At 57.3% G+C, this 18,312-nt stretch carries 16 protein-coding genes; 9 read left to right on the forward strand and 7 right to left on the reverse strand.

All coding sequences use genetic code 11. The features are described 5' to 3' along the window. The first annotated feature begins 1 nt into the window (after position 1). From ilvN to ACP8J1_RS05215, 8 genes are all read left to right on the forward strand, one after another. Complete coding sequence (gene ilvN, locus ACP8J1_RS05180; protein WP_023021703.1) at positions 2–520, forward strand: acetolactate synthase small subunit; 519 nt, start codon at positions 2–4, stop codon at positions 518–520. Between the two features lie 100 nt (positions 521–620). Next, entirely contained in the window at positions 621–1,634 is a 1,014-nt protein-coding gene (gene ilvC / locus ACP8J1_RS05185; RefSeq protein ID WP_023021702.1) for a ketol-acid reductoisomerase, read from the forward strand. A gap of 112 nt (positions 1,635–1,746) precedes the next feature. After that, complete coding sequence (locus ACP8J1_RS05190; RefSeq protein ID WP_023021701.1) at positions 1,747–3,537, forward strand: GmrSD restriction endonuclease domain-containing protein; 1,791 nt, start codon at positions 1,747–1,749, stop codon at positions 3,535–3,537. A gap of 94 nt (positions 3,538–3,631) precedes the next feature. Continuing rightward, positions 3,632–4,432, forward strand: coding sequence for a hypothetical protein (locus ACP8J1_RS05195; protein WP_232212590.1), 801 nt, complete (start codon positions 3,632–3,634; stop codon positions 4,430–4,432). A 63-nt stretch (positions 4,433–4,495) separates the two neighbouring features. Next, positions 4,496–6,082, forward strand: a complete 1,587-nt coding sequence (serA, locus tag ACP8J1_RS05200; protein WP_023021699.1) for a phosphoglycerate dehydrogenase — start codon at positions 4,496–4,498, stop codon at positions 6,080–6,082. A 120-nt stretch (positions 6,083–6,202) separates the two neighbouring features. Next, positions 6,203–7,222 carry a 3-isopropylmalate dehydrogenase gene (locus ACP8J1_RS05205; RefSeq protein ID WP_023021698.1) on the forward strand — a complete coding sequence of 340 codons (1,020 nt, stop codon included), beginning with the start codon at positions 6,203–6,205 and terminating at the stop codon, positions 7,220–7,222. A gap of 181 nt (positions 7,223–7,403) precedes the next feature. Then, a complete protein-coding gene (locus tag ACP8J1_RS05210; RefSeq protein WP_023021697.1) occupies positions 7,404–8,213 on the forward strand; it encodes a fumarylacetoacetate hydrolase family protein in 810 nt (269 codons plus the stop codon). Between the two features lie 46 nt (positions 8,214–8,259). Next, entirely contained in the window at positions 8,260–8,781 is a 522-nt protein-coding gene (locus tag ACP8J1_RS05215) for a class I SAM-dependent methyltransferase (protein ID WP_051138344.1), read from the forward strand. Here the strand turns inward: ACP8J1_RS05215 and ACP8J1_RS05220 are convergent. Beyond that, positions 8,778–9,881, reverse strand: coding sequence for an isochorismate synthase (locus tag ACP8J1_RS05220; RefSeq protein WP_023021695.1), 1,104 nt, complete (start codon positions 9,879–9,881; stop codon positions 8,778–8,780). The two genes, ACP8J1_RS05215 and ACP8J1_RS05220, sit on opposite strands and share 4 nt — an antisense overlap. 100 nt (positions 9,882–9,981) lie before the next feature. On the opposite strand from ACP8J1_RS05220, the gene ACP8J1_RS05225 reads away from it, so the two are divergent. Continuing rightward, the gene (locus ACP8J1_RS05225) at positions 9,982–11,121 is read left to right on the forward strand and encodes a CE1 family esterase (protein ID WP_232212591.1); all 1,140 of its coding nucleotides are present in this window, start codon (positions 9,982–9,984) and stop codon (positions 11,119–11,121) included. A gap of 84 nt (positions 11,122–11,205) precedes the next feature. On the opposite strand, the gene ACP8J1_RS05230 is transcribed toward ACP8J1_RS05225, so the two are convergent. Genes ACP8J1_RS05230 through ACP8J1_RS05255 form a run of 6 tightly spaced genes read right to left on the reverse strand, consistent with a single transcriptional unit; the run spans position 11,206 to position 18,293 of the window. Further along, positions 11,206–12,687: a choice-of-anchor M domain-containing protein gene (locus ACP8J1_RS05230; RefSeq protein WP_302517416.1), complete on the reverse strand. Its 1,482-nt coding sequence runs from the start codon at positions 12,685–12,687 to the stop codon at positions 11,206–11,208. Then, complete coding sequence (locus ACP8J1_RS05235; protein ID WP_023021692.1) at positions 12,684–13,592, reverse strand: anchored repeat-type ABC transporter permease subunit; 909 nt, start codon at positions 13,590–13,592, stop codon at positions 12,684–12,686. The genes ACP8J1_RS05230 and ACP8J1_RS05235 overlap by 4 nt, the downstream gene beginning before the upstream one ends. Further along, a complete protein-coding gene (locus ACP8J1_RS05240) occupies positions 13,589–14,317 on the reverse strand; it encodes an anchored repeat-type ABC transporter ATP-binding subunit (RefSeq protein WP_023021691.1) in 729 nt (242 codons plus the stop codon). Before ACP8J1_RS05240 ends, ACP8J1_RS05235 begins: the two co-directional genes overlap by 4 nt. Next, positions 14,310–15,188: a choice-of-anchor M domain-containing protein gene (locus tag ACP8J1_RS05245; RefSeq protein ID WP_023021690.1), complete on the reverse strand. Its 879-nt coding sequence runs from the start codon at positions 15,186–15,188 to the stop codon at positions 14,310–14,312. The genes ACP8J1_RS05240 and ACP8J1_RS05245 overlap by 8 nt, the downstream gene beginning before the upstream one ends. Then, positions 15,181–16,692: an anchored repeat ABC transporter, substrate-binding protein gene (locus ACP8J1_RS05250; protein ID WP_023021689.1), complete on the reverse strand. Its 1,512-nt coding sequence runs from the start codon at positions 16,690–16,692 to the stop codon at positions 15,181–15,183. Before ACP8J1_RS05250 ends, ACP8J1_RS05245 begins: the two co-directional genes overlap by 8 nt. Further along, positions 16,692–18,293 (reverse strand): choice-of-anchor M domain-containing protein, encoded by a 1,602-nt coding sequence (locus ACP8J1_RS05255; protein WP_023021688.1) that lies wholly within the window; start codon positions 18,291–18,293, stop codon positions 16,692–16,694. The genes ACP8J1_RS05250 and ACP8J1_RS05255 overlap by 1 nt, the downstream gene beginning before the upstream one ends. Positions 18,294–18,312: the final 19 nt, after the last annotated feature.

Consider the following 18,312-nt stretch of genomic DNA (forward strand, 5'->3'; position numbering starts at 1 on the left):
CATGGCACCCACTGACGTTTCCCGGCATACCTTGTCGGTCCTGGTGGAAGACGTAGAGGGAATCCTGTCGCGGGTGACCGGAATGTTTTCGCGGCGCGGTTATAGCATCATTTCCCTGGTTTCCGCCCAAACGGAAAATCCGGGTATCAACCGGCTGACTATCGTGGTTGATGCATCCGAGACAATTATGGAGCAGGTAACTAAGCAGCTCAATAAAATTGTTCCGGTCATCAAGATAGTTGAGCTTGAGGCTGACGCAACCGTGGCGCGAGCTCTGATGATGGTCAAGGTGTCTGCAAATAATACCAACCGACCCCAGGTTGTCGATGCCGTCAATATCTTCCGCGCTCGCGTGGTAGATGTGGCGCAAGAATCCGTGGTAGTAGAAGCGACTGGTACCCCGGGAAAGCTGGCGGCGCTACTTGATGTATTAGAACCTTTTGGTGTACTCGAGCTGGTGCAGTCGGGTGACGTGGCCTTAGGGCGTGGGCCCAAAGCATTGGCTCCACCCCGAAATTAATGTCTCACTAGGTGGGCATTAAATCCCACACGCTGATACAATAGTGGGTGGGACGTTGATTCATTGAACTTTCAATCACTACAGAATTGAGGATTAGGACATGGCAATTGAGACCTTTTATGACGATGATGCGGATCTGTCCATCATTCAAAACCGCAAGGTAGCCGTCATCGGCTACGGTTCCCAAGGTCATGCACACTCGCAAAACCTGCGTGACTCCGGCGTTGAGGTTGTTATCGGCCTGCGCGAGGGTTCCAAGTCGGCGGACAAGGCTGAGGAAGCAGGCTTTGAGGTTAAGACCGTGGCAGAGTCTGCTAAGTGGGCAGACGTCATTATGCTGCTGGCGCCAGATACCTCTCAGAAGCAGATCTTTGAAGAGGAAATCGCCCCTAACCTGGAAGATGGCAATGCACTGCTGTTTGGTCACGGTTTGAATATTCACTTCAAGCTGATTGAGCCGCAGGCCAATGTCACCGTCGGAATGGTTGCTCCTAAGGGACCTGGTCACTTGGTTCGCCGACAGTTTGTAGATGGCAAGGGAGTTCCGTGCCTCATCGCTACTGAGCAGGATCCGAAGGGTGAAGGACATGATTTGACCTTGTCCTATGCCGCAGCCATCGGTGGCGCGCGTGCCGGCGTTATCCCGACCACCTTCGAGGCAGAGACGGTTACTGACCTCTTCGGTGAGCAGGCTGTCTTGTGCGGCGGTGTGGAATACCTGATTCGTACCGGCTTTGAGGTTCTGACTGAGGCTGGCTACGAGCCAGAAATGGCCTACTTTGAGGTTCTGCACGAGATGAAGCTGATTGTGGACCTGATGTTTGAAGGTGGCGTCGCCAATATGAACTACTCGGTATCTGATACCGCAGAGTTTGGCGGCTACATTTCCGGTCCCCGCGTTATCAATGCCGATACCAAGCAGCACATGAAAGACATCTTGTCTGATATTCAGGATGGCACCTTCACCAAGCGCCTGCTGGCCAATATTGAGGGCGGCAACAAGGAATTGGAGGACCTGCGCGAGGAATTTGCACAGCACGAGATTGAAAAGACCGGCGCTAAGCTGCGCGATTTGATGAGCTGGGTCAAGAACCCACTGGATGCTACGGCCTAGCACATAAGGCCGCGCGAATAGCGCCAAACCCACGGTGAATTAGGGGTGTTCACCGGGGGTTTTCTGAATTATCGGCAGGAAAGAATTAATCCTTGGGGGTAGGATGTCGGGCATGGGCTTTACGACGCCAAGTTATGATCTCAAAGACCTCTTTGCACGGATTAATCGCGGGGACATCCAGCTACCTGATTTCCAACGCAGCTATGCCTGGGACGAAGATCGCATCCGTTCACTCATTGTTTCTGTGCTGCGCGGCTATCCCATCGGGGCGCTTATGGCACTTGATACTCGAAACGAAAAGATGCGCTTTCGCCCCCGCGCCCTCGCCGGCGCGCCGGATACCGGCGTCGACCCCGGCTTGCTCCTTTTAGATGGACAGCAGCGTTTGACCACGCTGTATCACTGCTTCAACGGCGAGGGCTTTGTAGACACAACTGACTTCCGCAAGAAGAAAATTCATCGCCGTTTCTTCATTGATATTCGAGCTGCCGTGCGGGGCGAGATTATGCCGGATGACGCCATCTTTGCAGTCGATCACAAAGGAAAAATTCGATCGCACTTCGCACCGACGATTGAGGGGGACATTCTTTCGCGGGAAGACGCCCTAGAGAATATGTGCATTCCTGTTGCTTCACTATTGAGTGAAGATGGCGTTGGCATGCTCTTTGAGCTTGCAGCGACCAAACAGGAATACAGCGCGGAGCTAGCAGCGTTTAATAACCGCATCGTTAGACCATTGTCCGGCTATGACCTGCCGATGATTCGGCTTTCCCGAGAAACAGAGCGAGCCGGCATCGGGTCGATTTTCGCGCAGGCAAATTCGGCAGGCCTGCAAATGGACGTATTCGATTTACTCACCGCAGTATTTGCTTCCGAGGATCCCACGTTCCACCTGGCCACTGATTGGCAAGAAGTGGAAAAGGATCTGCGTACGTCCCCAGCTTTGGACGGAATTGGGCGCACAGAATTTCTTTCTGCAGTATCGCTTTTAGTCTCCGGAGAAAAGGGCCGTGCTGGTGGGCAGCGCGAGGACATCTTAAAGCTGTCCCTAACGGAGTATAAGGCGGCGGCCAAAGATTTACGCATTACTTTCCGTGAGGTATCTGAGTTTTTGGCGGAACGATGCATCCTTAATACGGATCAGGTTCCGTTTAATGAACAGATTGTTCCTCTAGCCGTCATCATTGCCCGCCTGGCTAAACGCGGGGGAGCGCTGTCTACCCAGCAATCGTGGGACCGCATGAACCAATGGTTCTGGTGCGGCGTCTTCGGCGAGCTTTATGGCTCGTCTGCCGTGCAGCTGCGCGCCGCTCGCGACGTGGATGAGGTCACCGAGTGGGTAGCGGGCGCAACGGATGAAGCCCCGAAAACTGTCACCGATGCCACCTTCCGGGAATCCCGTTTGCTCTCTGTGGATGATAAGGACGGTGTATGGCATGGTCTCTATGCCCTCCTTATGGCGCGCGGCGCAAAGGATTGGCGCACAGGAAAGGCGTTTAATAGGCGCACATTTGAAGAGCTCAAGCCGGGCTTTTTCCCGGTTTTCCCGCTGAATTGGTGCAAGCGCCACGGAGTGGACCCCGTTTTGGCGGAGTCCGTGATGAACTACACCCCAATGGGCAAGCGAACTGAGGTAGTACTCGATGGCTTCGCTCCCGATCGCTACCTGCCGCGCGTTCAGTCCAAGTCCATCATGGAAGACAGGCAATTTGATGAGGTACTAGCGTCCCACGATATGAATTTGAATTACCTGCGGGCGTCACAGCCGCGAGAATTCCTAGCAGACCGTCGTCAACGGTTCCTTGACATCGTGGAATATGCTTTAGGTAAACCTGTCATCCGTGATGTGGATGAAGCAAACCTGTTTGGTGGAGAGGAAGGCCCGCAAGCTTTTGATCGCTAATTCTGTGCGCCTGACTGCCACAGTGCTTGTCGCATCGCTTGCATTAGCTGCCTGTGGCACGCCAGTTACTGAAACCAAACTGGTCAGGCGGGGATTGTCTGATTTGGATGAGTCTGAAATTGACCTCAATAAGGCCAAAGCGGAGAACCAAAACCGGCTGATTGACCCGAAATTTGACGGCAGATTCGTCATTGTCAATGACCCCATAGGCATCGAGGCTAGCCGCCTATTTTTTGAAGATTCCGATTCGCTCGTCCTCTTTACCGCGGATGATAAATCTATTCTGCGTGCAGCAACGTTGGCGGTAAACCAGCATTTGCCTGCGGTGCAGTATGACGACGCTAGGCGTTTGGAAATCCATAAGCTACTCACGGACCTGGGAGTACGACGCTTGGTGATTGTCGGCGATGTGCCGTGGACACAAACATCTGGGGACTTCGAGGTGATTAAGGATCCAGGTACGCACAAAGCGCTGGGAGAGTTTACGGCCTTCCAATACGGCTCCAAGGTGGTAGCTTCCCCTGAGCAAATGGTCAAAGATATTGCGCGATTGGACAAGACTCCCCAAGTGGAGCTGCGGCCCGCATGGGTGCCGTATGAAGGCGAACCTGAGGCTGATGGGAAAAAGAAGAAACCTGTCCCAGCACAGTCCCGCAGGGATGCCCAGATGGCGCCGAATATCATCGCGACAAAAGACAGTCCCATCGCGAACGTCATTACGGCTGCAGCCTATGGCGGCAAGGTGTTGGTGGTGCCGACTGTTGATCCATTGGAGGATAAGCACAGCATGGCCGCTGTTGCTGGCCTTACAGACGGTTCCTTAGTAGCCCTTGGACCGGAATTCGGTCGAGTGAAAGAATTTAAGGCAAAAATCAAGCAAGGCACTCCTTCCTGAACTACACTTCCTTGACACGCGGGAATTCCGCGTGCACCGCATCACACTTAAGCGAAGGAAGATATGTCGAAGCCGGTAGTCCTTATTGCCGATAAATTAGCTCAATCCACAGTTACGGCCTTGGGGGATTCAGTTGAGGTTCGTTGGGTGGACGGTCCAAACCGTGCGGAGTTGCTCGCCGCAGTTCCGGATGCAGAGGCTTTGCTGGTGCGTTCTGCAACTACTGTTGATGCAGAGGTTTTAGAAGCAGCTCCAAAGCTAAAAATTGTGGGCCGCGCAGGAGTAGGCCTAGATAACGTTGATATTCCGGCGGCAACGGAAAAGGGCGTCATGGTGGTAAATGCACCTACGTCTAATATTCACTCGGCGTGCGAACAGGCCATTGCATTGCTCTTGGCGACGGCGCGTCAGGTACCAGCAGCCGACCAGTCGCTGCGCGAGGGGGAATGGAAGCGTTCTTCTTTCAAGGGCGTGGAGGTATATGGAAAGACCATCGGTATTGTTGGTTTTGGACACATTGGTCAGCTCTTCGCACAGCGTCTGAAGTCTTTTGAAACGACCATCATTGCCCACGACCCCTATGCCAACCCGGCTCGTGCGGCGGCACTGGGCGTGGAACTGGTCGAATTGGAAGAGCTCATGTCTCGTTCCGATTTTGTGACCATTCACCTTCCGAAGACCCCAGAGACTGCCGGAATGTTTGATAAGGAGCTTTTGGTTAAGGCGAAGAAGGGGCAGATTCTCATTAATGCGGCTCGCGGCGGATTGGTGGATGAGGAGGCCTTGGCCGAGTCTATCGAACAGGGGCATCACCGAGGTGCGGGATTCGATGTTTTTGCTACGGAACCATGCACTGATTCTCCGCTCTTTAAGCTGCCGCAGGTCACCGTTTCCCCACACTTGGGAGCCTCCACTGTAGAGGCCCAGGACCGAGCAGGAACCGATGTGGCGGCTTCGGTGCTCAAAGCTCTCGCCGGTGAGTTTGTCCCAGATGCGGTAAACGTCTCCGGTGGGGCTGTAGGAGAAGAAGTTGCTGGCTGGCTGGATCTCGCACGCAAGCTAGGACTTACAGCTGGACGTCTGCTGGGGCAGGCACCCGTTGCCGTTGAAGTAGAAGCTTGCGGTGAGCTGTCTACCGAGGATGTAGAAGTTTTAGGTCTTTCTGCTGTCCGGGGTCTGTTTAGCGGCGTGACTTCGGAACCGGTGACATTTGTCAATGCCATGCAGATTGCGCAGAGCCGTGGGGTAGAGGTGGAGGTATCTACCAACGCGGAATCCAAGGGGCACCGCTCCTCCTTGCAGGTGAAAGTTATCGGTGCTGATGGAGAAACTTCCTCGCTGACCGGTGCGCTTATCGGCATCGATGGAACCGAAAAGTTTATCCGCATCAACGGCCGCGGCGTCGATATGCGCGCTACTGGCCGCAATCTCTTCTTCCGTTATGCGGATGCTCCGGGCGCGTTGGGAACGGTGGGCACCAAGCTAGGTGCTGCTGGAATTAATATCGTGGCGGCGGCGCTTACTCACGCTAAGCAAGAGTCTGACGCTGTCCTTATTTTGCGCGTGGATACCGAGGTGCCGGAGTCTCTCATTGCTGAGATTAATGCGGCATTGGGTGCAGAGTGCGAACAGTTAGATATGGACGCATAAAGCTGCTGGTGCAGAATCCGTGGAGCATATCCCGCGTAGTGTCAGGTAACTTCCTGCGCTGCGCGGGTCCTTTTTGATAGAGTTGGTTAAATCCACTCTATGAGAAGGGAATCCTACATAATGAAACTTGCGGTAATTGGTGGGGATGGTATTGGGCCCGAGGTAACGGCTGAGGCTCTCAAGGTGCTGCATGCCGTTCGCTCCGATATTGACACCACCGAGTATGACCTTGGTGCCCGGCGCTACCTACGCAACGGGGAGCTTCTCACGGATGCGGATTTAGCTAGTCTCTGCGAACACGATGCCATCTTATTGGGGGCTATTGGTGCCCCGGGTAAAGTGCCTCCAGGCGTATTGGAGCGAGGGCTATTGCTCAAGATGCGATTTGCGCTGGATCATTACGTAAACCTCCGTCCTTCCAAGCTGTATCCCACTGCTTCTTCGCCGTTGGCCGATCCTGGAGACATTGATTTTGTGGTGGTGCGCGAGGGCACCGAGGGGCTGTACTGCGGAAACGGTGGTACCTTGCGCGAGGGCACTGAGCGTGAGGTGGCAAGTGAGGTATCACAAAACACCCGCTTTGGCGTGGAGCGCGTAGTGCGCGATGCCTTTGCGCGGGCTGAGCAGCGCCGCAAGCACCTGACCTTGGTGCACAAAAACAATGTATTGGTCAATGCGGGTGGGCTGTGGCAGCGCACTGTCGATGACATCGCCGCTGAGTTTCCAGAGGTTCAGGTGGATTACCAACATATTGATGCTGCGACCATTTATATGGTTACGGATCCGGCGCGATATGACGTAATAGTCACCGATAACCTTTTTGGAGACATTCTTACCGATCTTGCCGGTGCCGTAGTGGGTGGCATTGGCCTTGCTGCCTCCGGAAATATTGATGCTTCAGGAGCGAATCCCTCGATGTTCGAGCCGGTCCATGGTTCTGCGCCGGATATCGCTGGGAAGGGGATTGCGGATCCGACGGCTGCTATTTTGTCGGCGGCCATGCTCCTTAGACACGTAGGCGATGAAGCCAATGCGCAACGGATAGAGGATGCGGTGGCGCAAGACGTTGCCCAACGCGGCGATGGGCCGGTGAATACCACTGACGTCGGCGACCGAATTTCGCGCGCCCTAGCTACATAGGAGCAAACCTGCCCTGCACGATGCGCTTGCCGACGCCCCCGGATCCGAACGGTTGCTTTCATCCCCTCTTCCAGGGGCTTGCAATGGCGTTTGAAAGAACACCGCAATTTACTCAAATTAACTAATTAACACCGTAACCTTTGCACACATGTAAAGGGAGCGATTGAGTAGGATTACCGCTATGCGTTTAGGACGAATTGCACACCCAGAAGGAATCTGTTTCGCCATTATCGATGGGCCGAAAGACGCCCCGATGCAAGAGCTAGTAGCAAAAGAAATTGCTGGCACGCCTTTCACTCCGCCGGAGCCAACCGGGCGCGAGTGGAAGCTTAACGAGGTTCGCCTCTTGGCACCGACCCTGCCTACCAAGGTTGTGGCGCTGGGCCGCAACTATGCGGACCACGTTGCGGAAGTCTTCAAGAAGTCTGCCGATAGCTTGCCGCCCACCATCTTCATTAAGCCGTCCACCGCGGTCATCGGCCCGGATGCCGCGATCAAGATCCCAGACTATGCCACCAATGTAGAGTTTGAGGGCGAGCTTGCCGTAGTCATTTCCAAACCGTCGAAGAATATCAAGGCCGAGAACTGGCAAGACCACGTACTGGGCTACACCATTTGCAATGATGTTTCCTCCCGTGACCTGCAGTTCAAGGACGGACAATGGGCTCGTGCCAAGGGGATCGACACTTTCTGTCCGCTCGGCCCATGGATTGAGACGGATCTGGACAGCTTGAATCTGGATGACCAGAAGATTAATGCCTACCTGACACATGAGGGCTCTCGTGAGCAAAAGCAGGATTCCAATACGGACCAGATGATTGTGAAGATGGGCGGCATCTTAGAAGAGATTTCCGCCGCCTATACCTTGCTTCCCGGCGATGTCATTACTACTGGTTCACCGGCGGGCACCGCTCCGATGATGCCGGGGGATACCATCGAAATCGAGATCCCAGGCCTGGGAACCCTACGCAATTCCATCGACCGTGCATAACTCCCACCAGAGCGAGCATCGCCCCTACGTTCCCACTCCCGCGGAAATGGAGGAGCGGTACCGCAGCACTGATCAAGTATGGTCGGGAAAACCGAACTCCACCCTTGTCGATTATGCTGCGGAGCTCGCGCCTGGCACGGCCCTCGATGTTGGGTGTGGAGAAGGTGCGGACGCGCTCTGGCTTAAAAACCACGGCTGGGATGTGTTGGGCATTGACTTCGCCCCGACGGCCGTAGCCCGCACTCGCGCCCTCGGCGTTGCCGCACAGGTTGCTATGTTTAGTGGCTTTAGCCATGAGCCCTTTGACTTGGTAAGCGTCCACTACGGTGGGATACGCGCAACGTCGGAAGAGGTCGAAAAGCTTGAGCACTTGGTAGCTCCAGGGGGAACACTGCTTTTTGTTCACCACGATATGGAGTCCACAGAACTGGCGATGCCGGAATGGTTGGCGCACAACCTGCGCGAATTGGAAACTGTCACCCTAGCCCGCCGGGAGCGCCACTTGGCTGAAAGTGCAGGTGCGCACCACCGCACCGACGTCGTGCTCGTCGCCAAGCGCGTGGGCTAGAGGCTTAGCGCCTTCAAAATGGTGCGCAGCTTAGCGGTGGTTTCTTCCAACTCCGCTTGGGCATCAGAATCGCCGACGATGCCTCCACCAGCCCAAGCGCGTGCGGAGAGTCCATCGCCGGCAACCTCTGCGCAGCGAATGGCTACCATATATTCGCCGTCACCTGAACTATCGCACCAGCCGACCGCGCCGGCATAGAAACCACGGTCAGTCTCCGCAGTCTCAATAAGGGCTTGGGCGGCTTCGGCCGGGGTGCCACAGATAGCCGGTGTGGGATGGACCGCTAGGGCAAGCTCGAGCGCAGTCAAGTCTTTATCCTTGAGCGTTCCGGAAATCGGCGTGCCAAGGTGCCACATTTCATTTGTGCTTATCAGTTGTGGGACGTCCGGAATATCTAGTCGCTCGCACAATGGGGTGAGCGCCCGGCGCAGGTGGTCGACCACAAAAGCGTGTTCGTGGAGATCCTTGGAAGAATGCAAGAGGTCCTGTCCTGCGAGGTGATCCTCGGCCGCCAAGGCGCGGCGCGGAGACGAACCCGCCAAGGGAAAGGCTGACACAGTCGAGCCTTGACGCTTGACTAGAACCTCCGGGGAGGAGCCGACAAGCATCGCGCCCGGCCTTCCAGCGGGAGAGAGATCAGCAATGAACCCGTCACGGTTGGCGGAGAGATCGATAAGGCGCGCCGCCACGAGGCGCGGATCGATGGCTTCAGGGAATTCGATGTCTACCGCGCGGGCTAGAACTACCTTTTCTAGTTTGGAGGTTTCAATCGTGCCGATGGCTGCCTCCACGCGGCGAAGGTGTTCCTCAGGCTCTGGATCGAAGCCAACTACGCGGGAGCTTAAACTCTGGTTGCGATAATAAGCGTGCGGTTCCAGCGGGCCCTCTTCGCGGATGATGGCCTCCGGTACGGTTAGTGCCGCGGGGGTGTCCGAATCGAAGGGGATCGCACCGACGACCATCTCTACATCCTTGCTGCGGAGAGCAGAAATTGCCGCATCGGCGTCATTAAAAGTGTGGCGCGCCCCTTGGGTACGGACAGACCCCGTTGCCCGTGAGAGCAAAAAATCGGGGGCGGTGCTTGGTCTGTCTTCGTGCATGAAAATATAGCTTAATGCCTTGGGCTTTTCTTACAGAATTGAGTGTGCACTGGGCGTGTAAACAGTGTCTCTAGTGAAAAATGTGGTTAGTTTTAACCTTGTGGCTAATGTTACTAATTTTCTTCGCTATTTCCTTTACCTGATTGTTGTTGGTGTGCTGGCTAGCGGGGCGCTGCTGAGCGTGTCTCCTGCCCACGCGCAAGAAGCGCCTGCACCTGCGCCGGCCCCAGCAAACGCACCACAGCCAGCACCGGCACCAGCACCGGGCCCGGCACCCGAAAACGCGAAGCCAGTTATTCCGCAGCCAGATGGATCCCACCTCGTTCCAGAAGGCGTGAAAGAATCCACCCCGGCACCAGCAGATAAAGGTGCTGACCAAAACAACCCGGCACCTGCTCCTGAGGGATCATCACTTCCGGAGCCGGCACCGCGGCCAGCGATGGTAGATACCAGCATCAACCCCAACCCGCCATTTAAGCCGGGCTCCATACAGTCGCTCACTATGGAGCACGAGGGAAAGACCCGCAGGTATCTATTGCGCATTCCCAATAACTATTCGCCGGAAAAGGCTGCGCCTGTACTTTTCGGCTTCGGTGGATGGGGAGATTCCCCGGAAAACTATTCCAGCTACGCACGCATGCAGACCACTGAAGCCAATAACGAGGCAATCATCGTCTACCCGGAGGGTTTTGAGCGTGCTTGGGAGGCAGCACCTTATGCCAAGACGCGCGATGGTGAGGACATCCGCTTCATCAAACGCATTCTTGACTCTGTGGACAAAGACTACCACGTTGACCGCAACCGCGTGTACGCCATGGGTATGTCCAATGGCGGCGGCTTTACCTCAGTGCTGGGCTGCCACGCCCAAGATACCTTCGCCGCTGTAGCCATGGTCTCGGGTGCTTTTTATAACCCGGTCGAGGTTAACTGTGCCGATGCGCCGATGAATACCCTCATCATGCATGGCGTCAATGACAAGATGATGACCTATGAAGGCGGTGACCGGCACGAGGCTGGCTACTTACCGGTGCGCACGGTGCTTGGCGGCTACCTGAAACGCAATCGATGCGACATGACCTTCCAGGCGACTCCAGAGGCTGGCGGTTCCGAACGCCTGAACTTCAATGGTTGCCAGAAGGACGTACAGCTGGTCAAGGTTCCGCAGGACCACACCTGGTTCTGGCAGCCAGATACTCCAAAGGTGGTCTGGGACTTCCTCTCGTCCAAGACCAGGGTATAAAACAGCGGCTCTTAGCCACGGATGAGGCCCAGAGGAGAGATCCTCTGGGCCTCGTTCTATGGTTGGCCGATAACTAGCACTGCGCTAGTCGACGCGCGGCAAGTGGGCCGTGGCATCATCGGCCGGCTGCTGCGCTGGGGCCTTCTTCTTGCGGAAGAACCGGACATAGACCAGCAGGCCGATTCCGAGCACCAGAGCGAATGCGCCTAGTCCGGCTAAAAGGCCCGCCCAGAAGCTGCTTTTAGCCAGGGTGGCGGTATACGCAGCGGCATTAGTCAGTACATTTCCAGTGTTTTTGCCTTCCGCAGCGCCGGCATCCGGCACCCTCTCTGCACCAGCGGTGCCTGCGGCCTTGCCCTTGGTACGCTTTGCGGACTTTGCGTCCCGAGAGCCGGTGGACTTTTTGGCCGTCGAGTGGGAAGAACCGCTGGTGGAAGCAGAACGGTGTGAGCCCGTGCCAGCGCCTCCGCTTTTTCCGGATTTCGCAGTGGAGGCAGAATCATTGACACGGCTAGCCGAATGGTGGGTCGTAGCCCCAGAACCAGCACCAGACTTTCGCGTAGTACCAGAGGCGTGAGCCGAACCCGTGGACGGCGTCTTATGTGGCGCTCCATCCTTCCCAGCGTCTTTTTCCTTGGTGCGGGAGGGCTGCTGGCGCTTGCCCGCGCTGTCCTCGTCAGAACCCTTCTTGTCTTCTTGTGGCTTGCCACCGTCTAGGAATTTCTGGCCCTTCTGCAGGGTATTGTCGAGTTCTTTGTCTAGCCCGGCGATGGCTTTGTCTACGTCTTTGACGTCTTTTTCCAGTTGCTTGGGGCGGCTATTTGAGTCGCCACCGTTGCCGGTAGCAGCGTCCGCATCGGTATAGTCCACGCCGCATAGATCTTTCGCATCTGCCTGCTCTCCGACGAGGAAGCCAGCATGCAAGTGGTGTCGGGTGCCGTCGGGAAGCTCGAAGGTAAAACTCACCGCGTAAGTACCCGGCTCGGTAAAGGCAAAGGCCGGGTGGGAATGGGAGTTGCCGGGGTAGTCCCAGGCAGAGCCATCGGCAGTGTCCATAAGCACCTTGGGGTCACCAAGATTCACCTGGTAGGCCAGGATGCGGCCATCCTCGGGGCCCTGTGCGATAGCCATGCTCAAGTTAGCGGTATCTCCAGTGGCGAGGAGATCCTGAGACAGCTCTTGGGTATTAAAACCTAGCCAAGGAGCATCGGGGTCTTGCGTTTGCGGCAGAATCCAACCTTCATCGGGCAGGGAAGAATCACCGAGCTCCGATAGCGGTTGTTTAAGGTCATCAGATACCTCAATGGCGAAGGACTCAGAGTCATGCTCGATGCCCTTGTCATCATCTTTCACCGTGAAGCTGAGATCACCGGAATCGCCGCTGAGCGCCATGTCCTGGTGGCCCTTGGTGATGAGGTCGAAGTCGTTGGAAGAGCATTCCTCGGTGGATTCTTCGGCATATGCGGTGGCGGGCTCGAAGGGTTCTACTCCCGCTCCCGGAAGGGCGCCGAGGCTAATAAGTCCGGCGGCGCCAAGGGCCACCGCGGTGCGGCAGACAGGTTTCATGAGGAGACGGATTCCTTTCGTGGGGTGGGGTGTGGGGCGTCGGAAAGCGAGGCACCTGCGTGCTTGCGGGCGCCGAGCAGTGGGTGGATAGCCCAAACGCCCAAGAAAATGACGGTGAGGGTGAGCACGATGGTGGCGCCGGCCGGTAAATCAATGGCCCATGCTAGGTAGATACCGAGGAAGCTAGATAGCGCGCCAATGAGGGCGGATAGCCACATCATGGTCGTGAGGTTTGCGCTAAGTAGGCGTGCCGTCGCGGCCGGAGTGATAAGCAGTGCGAGGACCAAGATATTGCCGATCGTGCTTACGGAAATGACCACTGCGGCCGTGACACACAGGTACAAAATGATATCCAGCACAAAGACGGGCAAGCCCATTGCGCGGGCAGTTTCCCGGTCCAAGCACGTGGCGTTGAGTTGGGGGCCAAAGGCTATAACGATGGCGATAACCACGGCACATACGCAGGCCGCGATGATGATATCGGTGCGGGATACGCCGGTGAGTGAGCCGAAGAGGAAGCTTGTCAACGAGGCACTATAACCATCGGTGCGCGAGATGATCACCATGCCCAAGGCGAAGGCCGCGGCGAAGAAGATACCGATGATGGAATCCGCTCGTACGTGGCGACGCTGCGAAAAGGCGGCGATGAGCAAGGCCACAACCGCACCGGCGACTGCGCCACCCACGAGCACCGAGGCTTGCAGGGCGAAGGCAATGGCTAGGCCAGGAAATACCGCGTGGGAGACGGCATCGCCAATAAAGGCCATGCCGCGCAGCACGACATAGCAGCCGATGACGCCGCACACGATGGCCGCCAGCAAGGAGATGCCTACCGCGCGAGCGAGGAAGTCAAGGTGGGGATTAACCAGGTCGCGCAGGAAATCGAGGAAGGAAATTTCTATCATGCGGAGACTCCAATGGAAGAAAGCAAAGGCGAACCGGCACGCACGCCAAAGGTGTGCGTCCACGGATCCGTCTGGCGAAGAAGGCGCGAAGCGGAATCATCGGCTACCACGGTGCCGTTAAAAAGAATGAGGCGGTGGCAGGAATGTGCGGCTTCAGAAAGGTTATGAGTGGACATAATGATGGAGGTGCCGCGGTGGGAAAGCTCTTCAAAAAGCTCGAGGAGCGATTCGGTATTTGGCGCATCTAGCCCGGTAAAGGGCTCATCGAGCAGCAGCACGTGTGGTTGTGTGGCGAGTGCCCGGGCGATGAGCACGCGCTGGCGTTGACCACCGGAGAGTTCTTCGATGGGACGGGTAGAAAACTCTTCCATGTGAACCAAACGAAGCGCCTCTGCCGCCGCGGCGTGGTCCGTGGCGCGCGGTCGCTTGAGCCAGCCGATAAGGCCGGTGCGGCCGCTGAGAACGGTGCGATAGACATTGATGGGAAAGCCCCATTCCACCTCGTGGCGCTGGGGAACATACCCCACAGTGCCGGAGATGCTGCGAGTTCCGGAGGAAGGAATGAGCCCTAAAATCGCGCGCATGAGGGTGGTCTTACCAGCACCATTGGGCCCGAGGAGCCCGATGAATTCGCTCGGGCAGACAGTGAGGTTGGCATCGGTGATGACGCTGCGGTGCGAGAGCGAGACGTTGAGATCAGCAACGGAAATAAGCGGTTTAGCCACGGTTATCGCCCCGCTTGGCTGAACGCAGGGCGAGTCCCAGGGCCAGTAGCAGTACTACGGCGCCGACACCGGCGAGGACAAAGACCCAGGTGGGAATAGAGGAGCCCGCGGTCTGGGCATCGTCTGGATTCCAGGTGGTGTCCTGGGCCGCTTGGACGTCGGCATCATCGCCCACGGCGAAGGTGAGTACGCCATCGGTGCTGAAATCGGCACCGTCCTTGGTCTTGCCCTTTACCCTGATGCCTACCTGATGGGTGCCTGGCTCCGTAAACGTCCAGTTGGCGTGGGTGTGGGTATTGAGGTCTACCCAGAAGTCCTCGTCGCTCTTCTGCGCGGTGGACCACAAGAGCTGTGGCGCTTCGAAGCCGCCGTTTTGCAGGAAGAGGGAGAAATCGCCTGGCCCGGAATGGCCGAGAAATTCCATGGTGACTCCACGATCGGCGGCGTCGACAAGTGAGGGCGCCTGGGTATTCCACCCCAGCCAGGGAACACCGACTTGTTCGGTTTGGGGAACTACCCAGACCTTATCGCCGGATTCAGCGCCAACGAAGCCAAAGTCATCTGTATCGGGAAGGGTTTGTTGTGCCTTATCGCCCACGGAAAACACGAGGTCATCCAGGTGACGCCAGACTGGCTTATCGCCGGCATCATCGCGGGCCATAAGCTCAGAATCCGTGCCATCAAGCAGGGCACCAACGTCTACGTGACCGGTATCGATGACCTTTTCCTGGCCTTGTGGGGCAACGTGTTCATCGGCACCGACTACCTGGGCGAGGTCGCCCGCCCAAGCAGGACTGGTAGAAAATGCCAGGCCTGCAGTAAGGACGCAGGCGGCGGTGCGGGTGGCGGTACGAGTAGCGAATTTAAGCATTTTTATCTCCATCGGTGGGGGTGGGGGTGAGGCAGCGCTGAAGGGAATCAGCGTTAAATTTCATAAGTTCGATGTAGGAGCTGACGGTGTCATCGAACGTGTCGCCGTAGATGGGGCACAGCTCCACGCCTTGCTCCGCGGCAGCCTGCTTCAATGTCTCGGCGCTTGCCTGCTGCACGGGTTCTACAAACACCGCTGGCAGATGTAGGTTCTCCAGCGTGCGGCGCAAGGAAATGACTTCGCGTGGGGAAGGCTCGATGGCCGGATTGGGAGTGACGAAGCCGGCCACCGACATGTCATATCCTTGCTCCAGATAGGCGTAGCCGTGGTGGGTCGTCACGAGGTGCCGGTTTTCTTTAGGGATAGAAGAAATGGCGCGGTCAACATAGGTATCCGTATTCCGCAAGCGCTGGGTGTAGGCCTCCGCCCGTTGGCGGTAGGACGCCCCGTGGGAAGGATCTGCTTGCGCCATTTCCTCGGCAATGACATCGACGTAGGCGATGGCGTTGTCCACGTTGTGCCATAGGTGCGGGTCCACCTCGCCGTGGATGTGCTTACCTAGGACCGCCTGCGGCAATAGGTAGGTATCCGCGCCCGGCCTGCCCAGGAAGCGGTAGGCAGGATCAGGCGGAATGGGCTGCAGCACTGAAGAGGGGATGGACACCACGGTGGTGGCAGGGTCGAAACGCTTGTCCTGATCGCGCAAGTCAATGCTGTGCTTGGCTAGGTCACCTGCAATATCCAGGTGTCCGGAATCTATCACTTGCATGCCTTTAGGTGGGTTTACTCCCACGGCCACAGTGAGGTGTTGGACGTCGGTGCCCTCTGCTTGGAACCCGAGGTGATAGATGCCTGGCTGGGAAAACCCCCAAGAGACGTGCGTGTGGGCGTTGGCCGGCAGGGTCACTGAGTCTTCTTTTTCATCGATGCCATCGGCCGAGTTAAAAAGGACCTCCGGGGTGCCGAAGGTAGAGACCACATAGGCCGCGACGTTACCTGGTCCGTCGGCAGAGACCATGCGGAAATCCACTCCAGAAGAGCGCTGTTGTGCGCCGCTGATACGCAGGCCCAGCCAAATTGCCTCGAGCGAGACATCTTCTACCAGCGGCACGAGAGTGGCACCGCGGGTGGAGGCAGCATCGGCCACTTCCACCACGGGGGCATCGGTGGATTCGTGCAGCGTATCGATGAGAGACTGCGGCTCCAGCAAGTAGCCATTGCTCAGCGCCAAATCGGCATTGGCAACATCGCGTACCGTGCGCAGCGTTGGCTCAAAGGTATGCGGATCTTTTCCACTGGGAATAAGGCTTTGTACGCGGGCATCTTCTCCCGCAATGTTGCGCGCGAGATCCGCGAGGATCGGGGTGGTGGCCACCACGGTGAATCTCTCTCCGTCTCCAGCATCCAACGCGGCCGAGGGGGCACAACCAGTGGCCAGCAGGCAGGAGCCCAGCAGCGCGCCAATGGTCCGAAGCCTGCGTCTATGGGAAAGCGCACGCGCCATTAGTCCGCTGCCTTAGCTACAGCTAGGCGGGCAATGCCCAGGCCGAGGAAAAGCATGCCCAAGCCCAGTGCTCCGATGCCAAAGGGAACAATGGGAGTCCCCGTATTGGCTAAAGAACCGCCCTTGCTGGGGGCCTGCGCGGCCTGGCCAGTGCTTGTTCCGGTACTTGTGGAAGAGCCACCAGCGCTTGCCGACGCCCCACCTGCCGCAGCACCATCCCCGCAGTCTCCGCCCTCCGGATTTACCGCAGCGCCTAAGTCGAAGTGCCCGTTGTCAAAGGCTTCCGCCGGCTTGTCGCCGCCGACCACGAAGTGAAGTGTCGCTTCGCCGGCGACTTGCTTGCCCTCATCGGTCTTGGCCACCTGGCGGATGGTGACGTCATAGGTGCCCTGCGCACCAAAGACCCAGTTGGGGTGCACGTGCGTATTGGGGGCAATCGAATAGGTGCCCTCCGCCGCATCGGCATTGCCTCGGAACCACTCATCGCCCACAATCTTTCCCAGTCCGCCCTGGGAGTAGACCATCATCGGGCCAGGGCCCTTGAAGCCTGCTAACTCCCAGGTGACATCGCCAGGGATATTCTCGCGCATGGTCGGACTTTGGGTATTAGCACCGAGCCACGGCACGCCATCGACCTGGGTAGAACCAATCATCCACGCCTGACCAGCTGGCACTGGGCCTACCTCTTGGGGCAGATCGACGCTGGATTTATCGGAGAGATAAAAGGTAGCGCCATCAGCATCGCGCCACTGGGAAGGAGAGACAGTATCGTCCTTGATTTGCGGCGTCATACCCGGGGTGCACTCTTTATCCGTAGCTGCACCGGATTTATCTGCGGCTGCAGCGCCGCCCTTGTCTGCTGAACGCGGGGTGCTCGTAGCTTCTTGGTCATTGCTAACCTCGCCGGTATCAGCCGATCGATCGGCTGCGGATGCTTCGCCGCCGTCGCCCACCTCCCAGGTGTAGGTCACAGCATTGCTGGATTCGCCGTTGGAATGGGCTTGCACCGTCATGGTGTACGTGCCGGCCTCGCTAAAGGCCCAGTTGACGTGCCGGTGAGCAGGATTGGGCTGGTTGATGACCTCGCCGCTGGTGAGCTCCATTGAGCCGGAATCGGTCACCGTCTTCACATCGCCAAAGCCGCTGGTCTCAAAGACATAAACAGAACCCGGGCCGGAAACTTCGGCGAATTCTAGGTCAACGTTGTCAAAGCCGCCATCGCGTGCAGGCTGGGTATCCCAGCCCGGCCAAATGATGCGTTGATCCTGGGTCTGCGGCAGGAAATAGGTGGGCTGGCCGATCTCCGGCACGGCCTCGGTGGCATCGGACCAAGCGTCCTCCACAACCTTGAGCACCACATCATCGCCGGAGCGTGGAACGCTCGATCCAGTGATGTCTTCCTTCATCGATAGGTGTAGCTGACCATCTGGGGCCGTGACATAAAAGGCGTCTACGTGGCCAGAGTCGAAGACCTCATCAAAGGCAAGTGCCGAGGCGGGGGAGAAGAAGGCCAGTGCTGTGGCAAAGACGGCGGCGAATACGTGAATGAATCGGCGCCGCAGCGGGACGCGCCGAGGGGCAAAGGAGGGTGAATGATGCATTGTGGTTTCCCGTCTAGTT

The organism is Corynebacterium sp. LaCa_205, assembly GCF_057458085.1.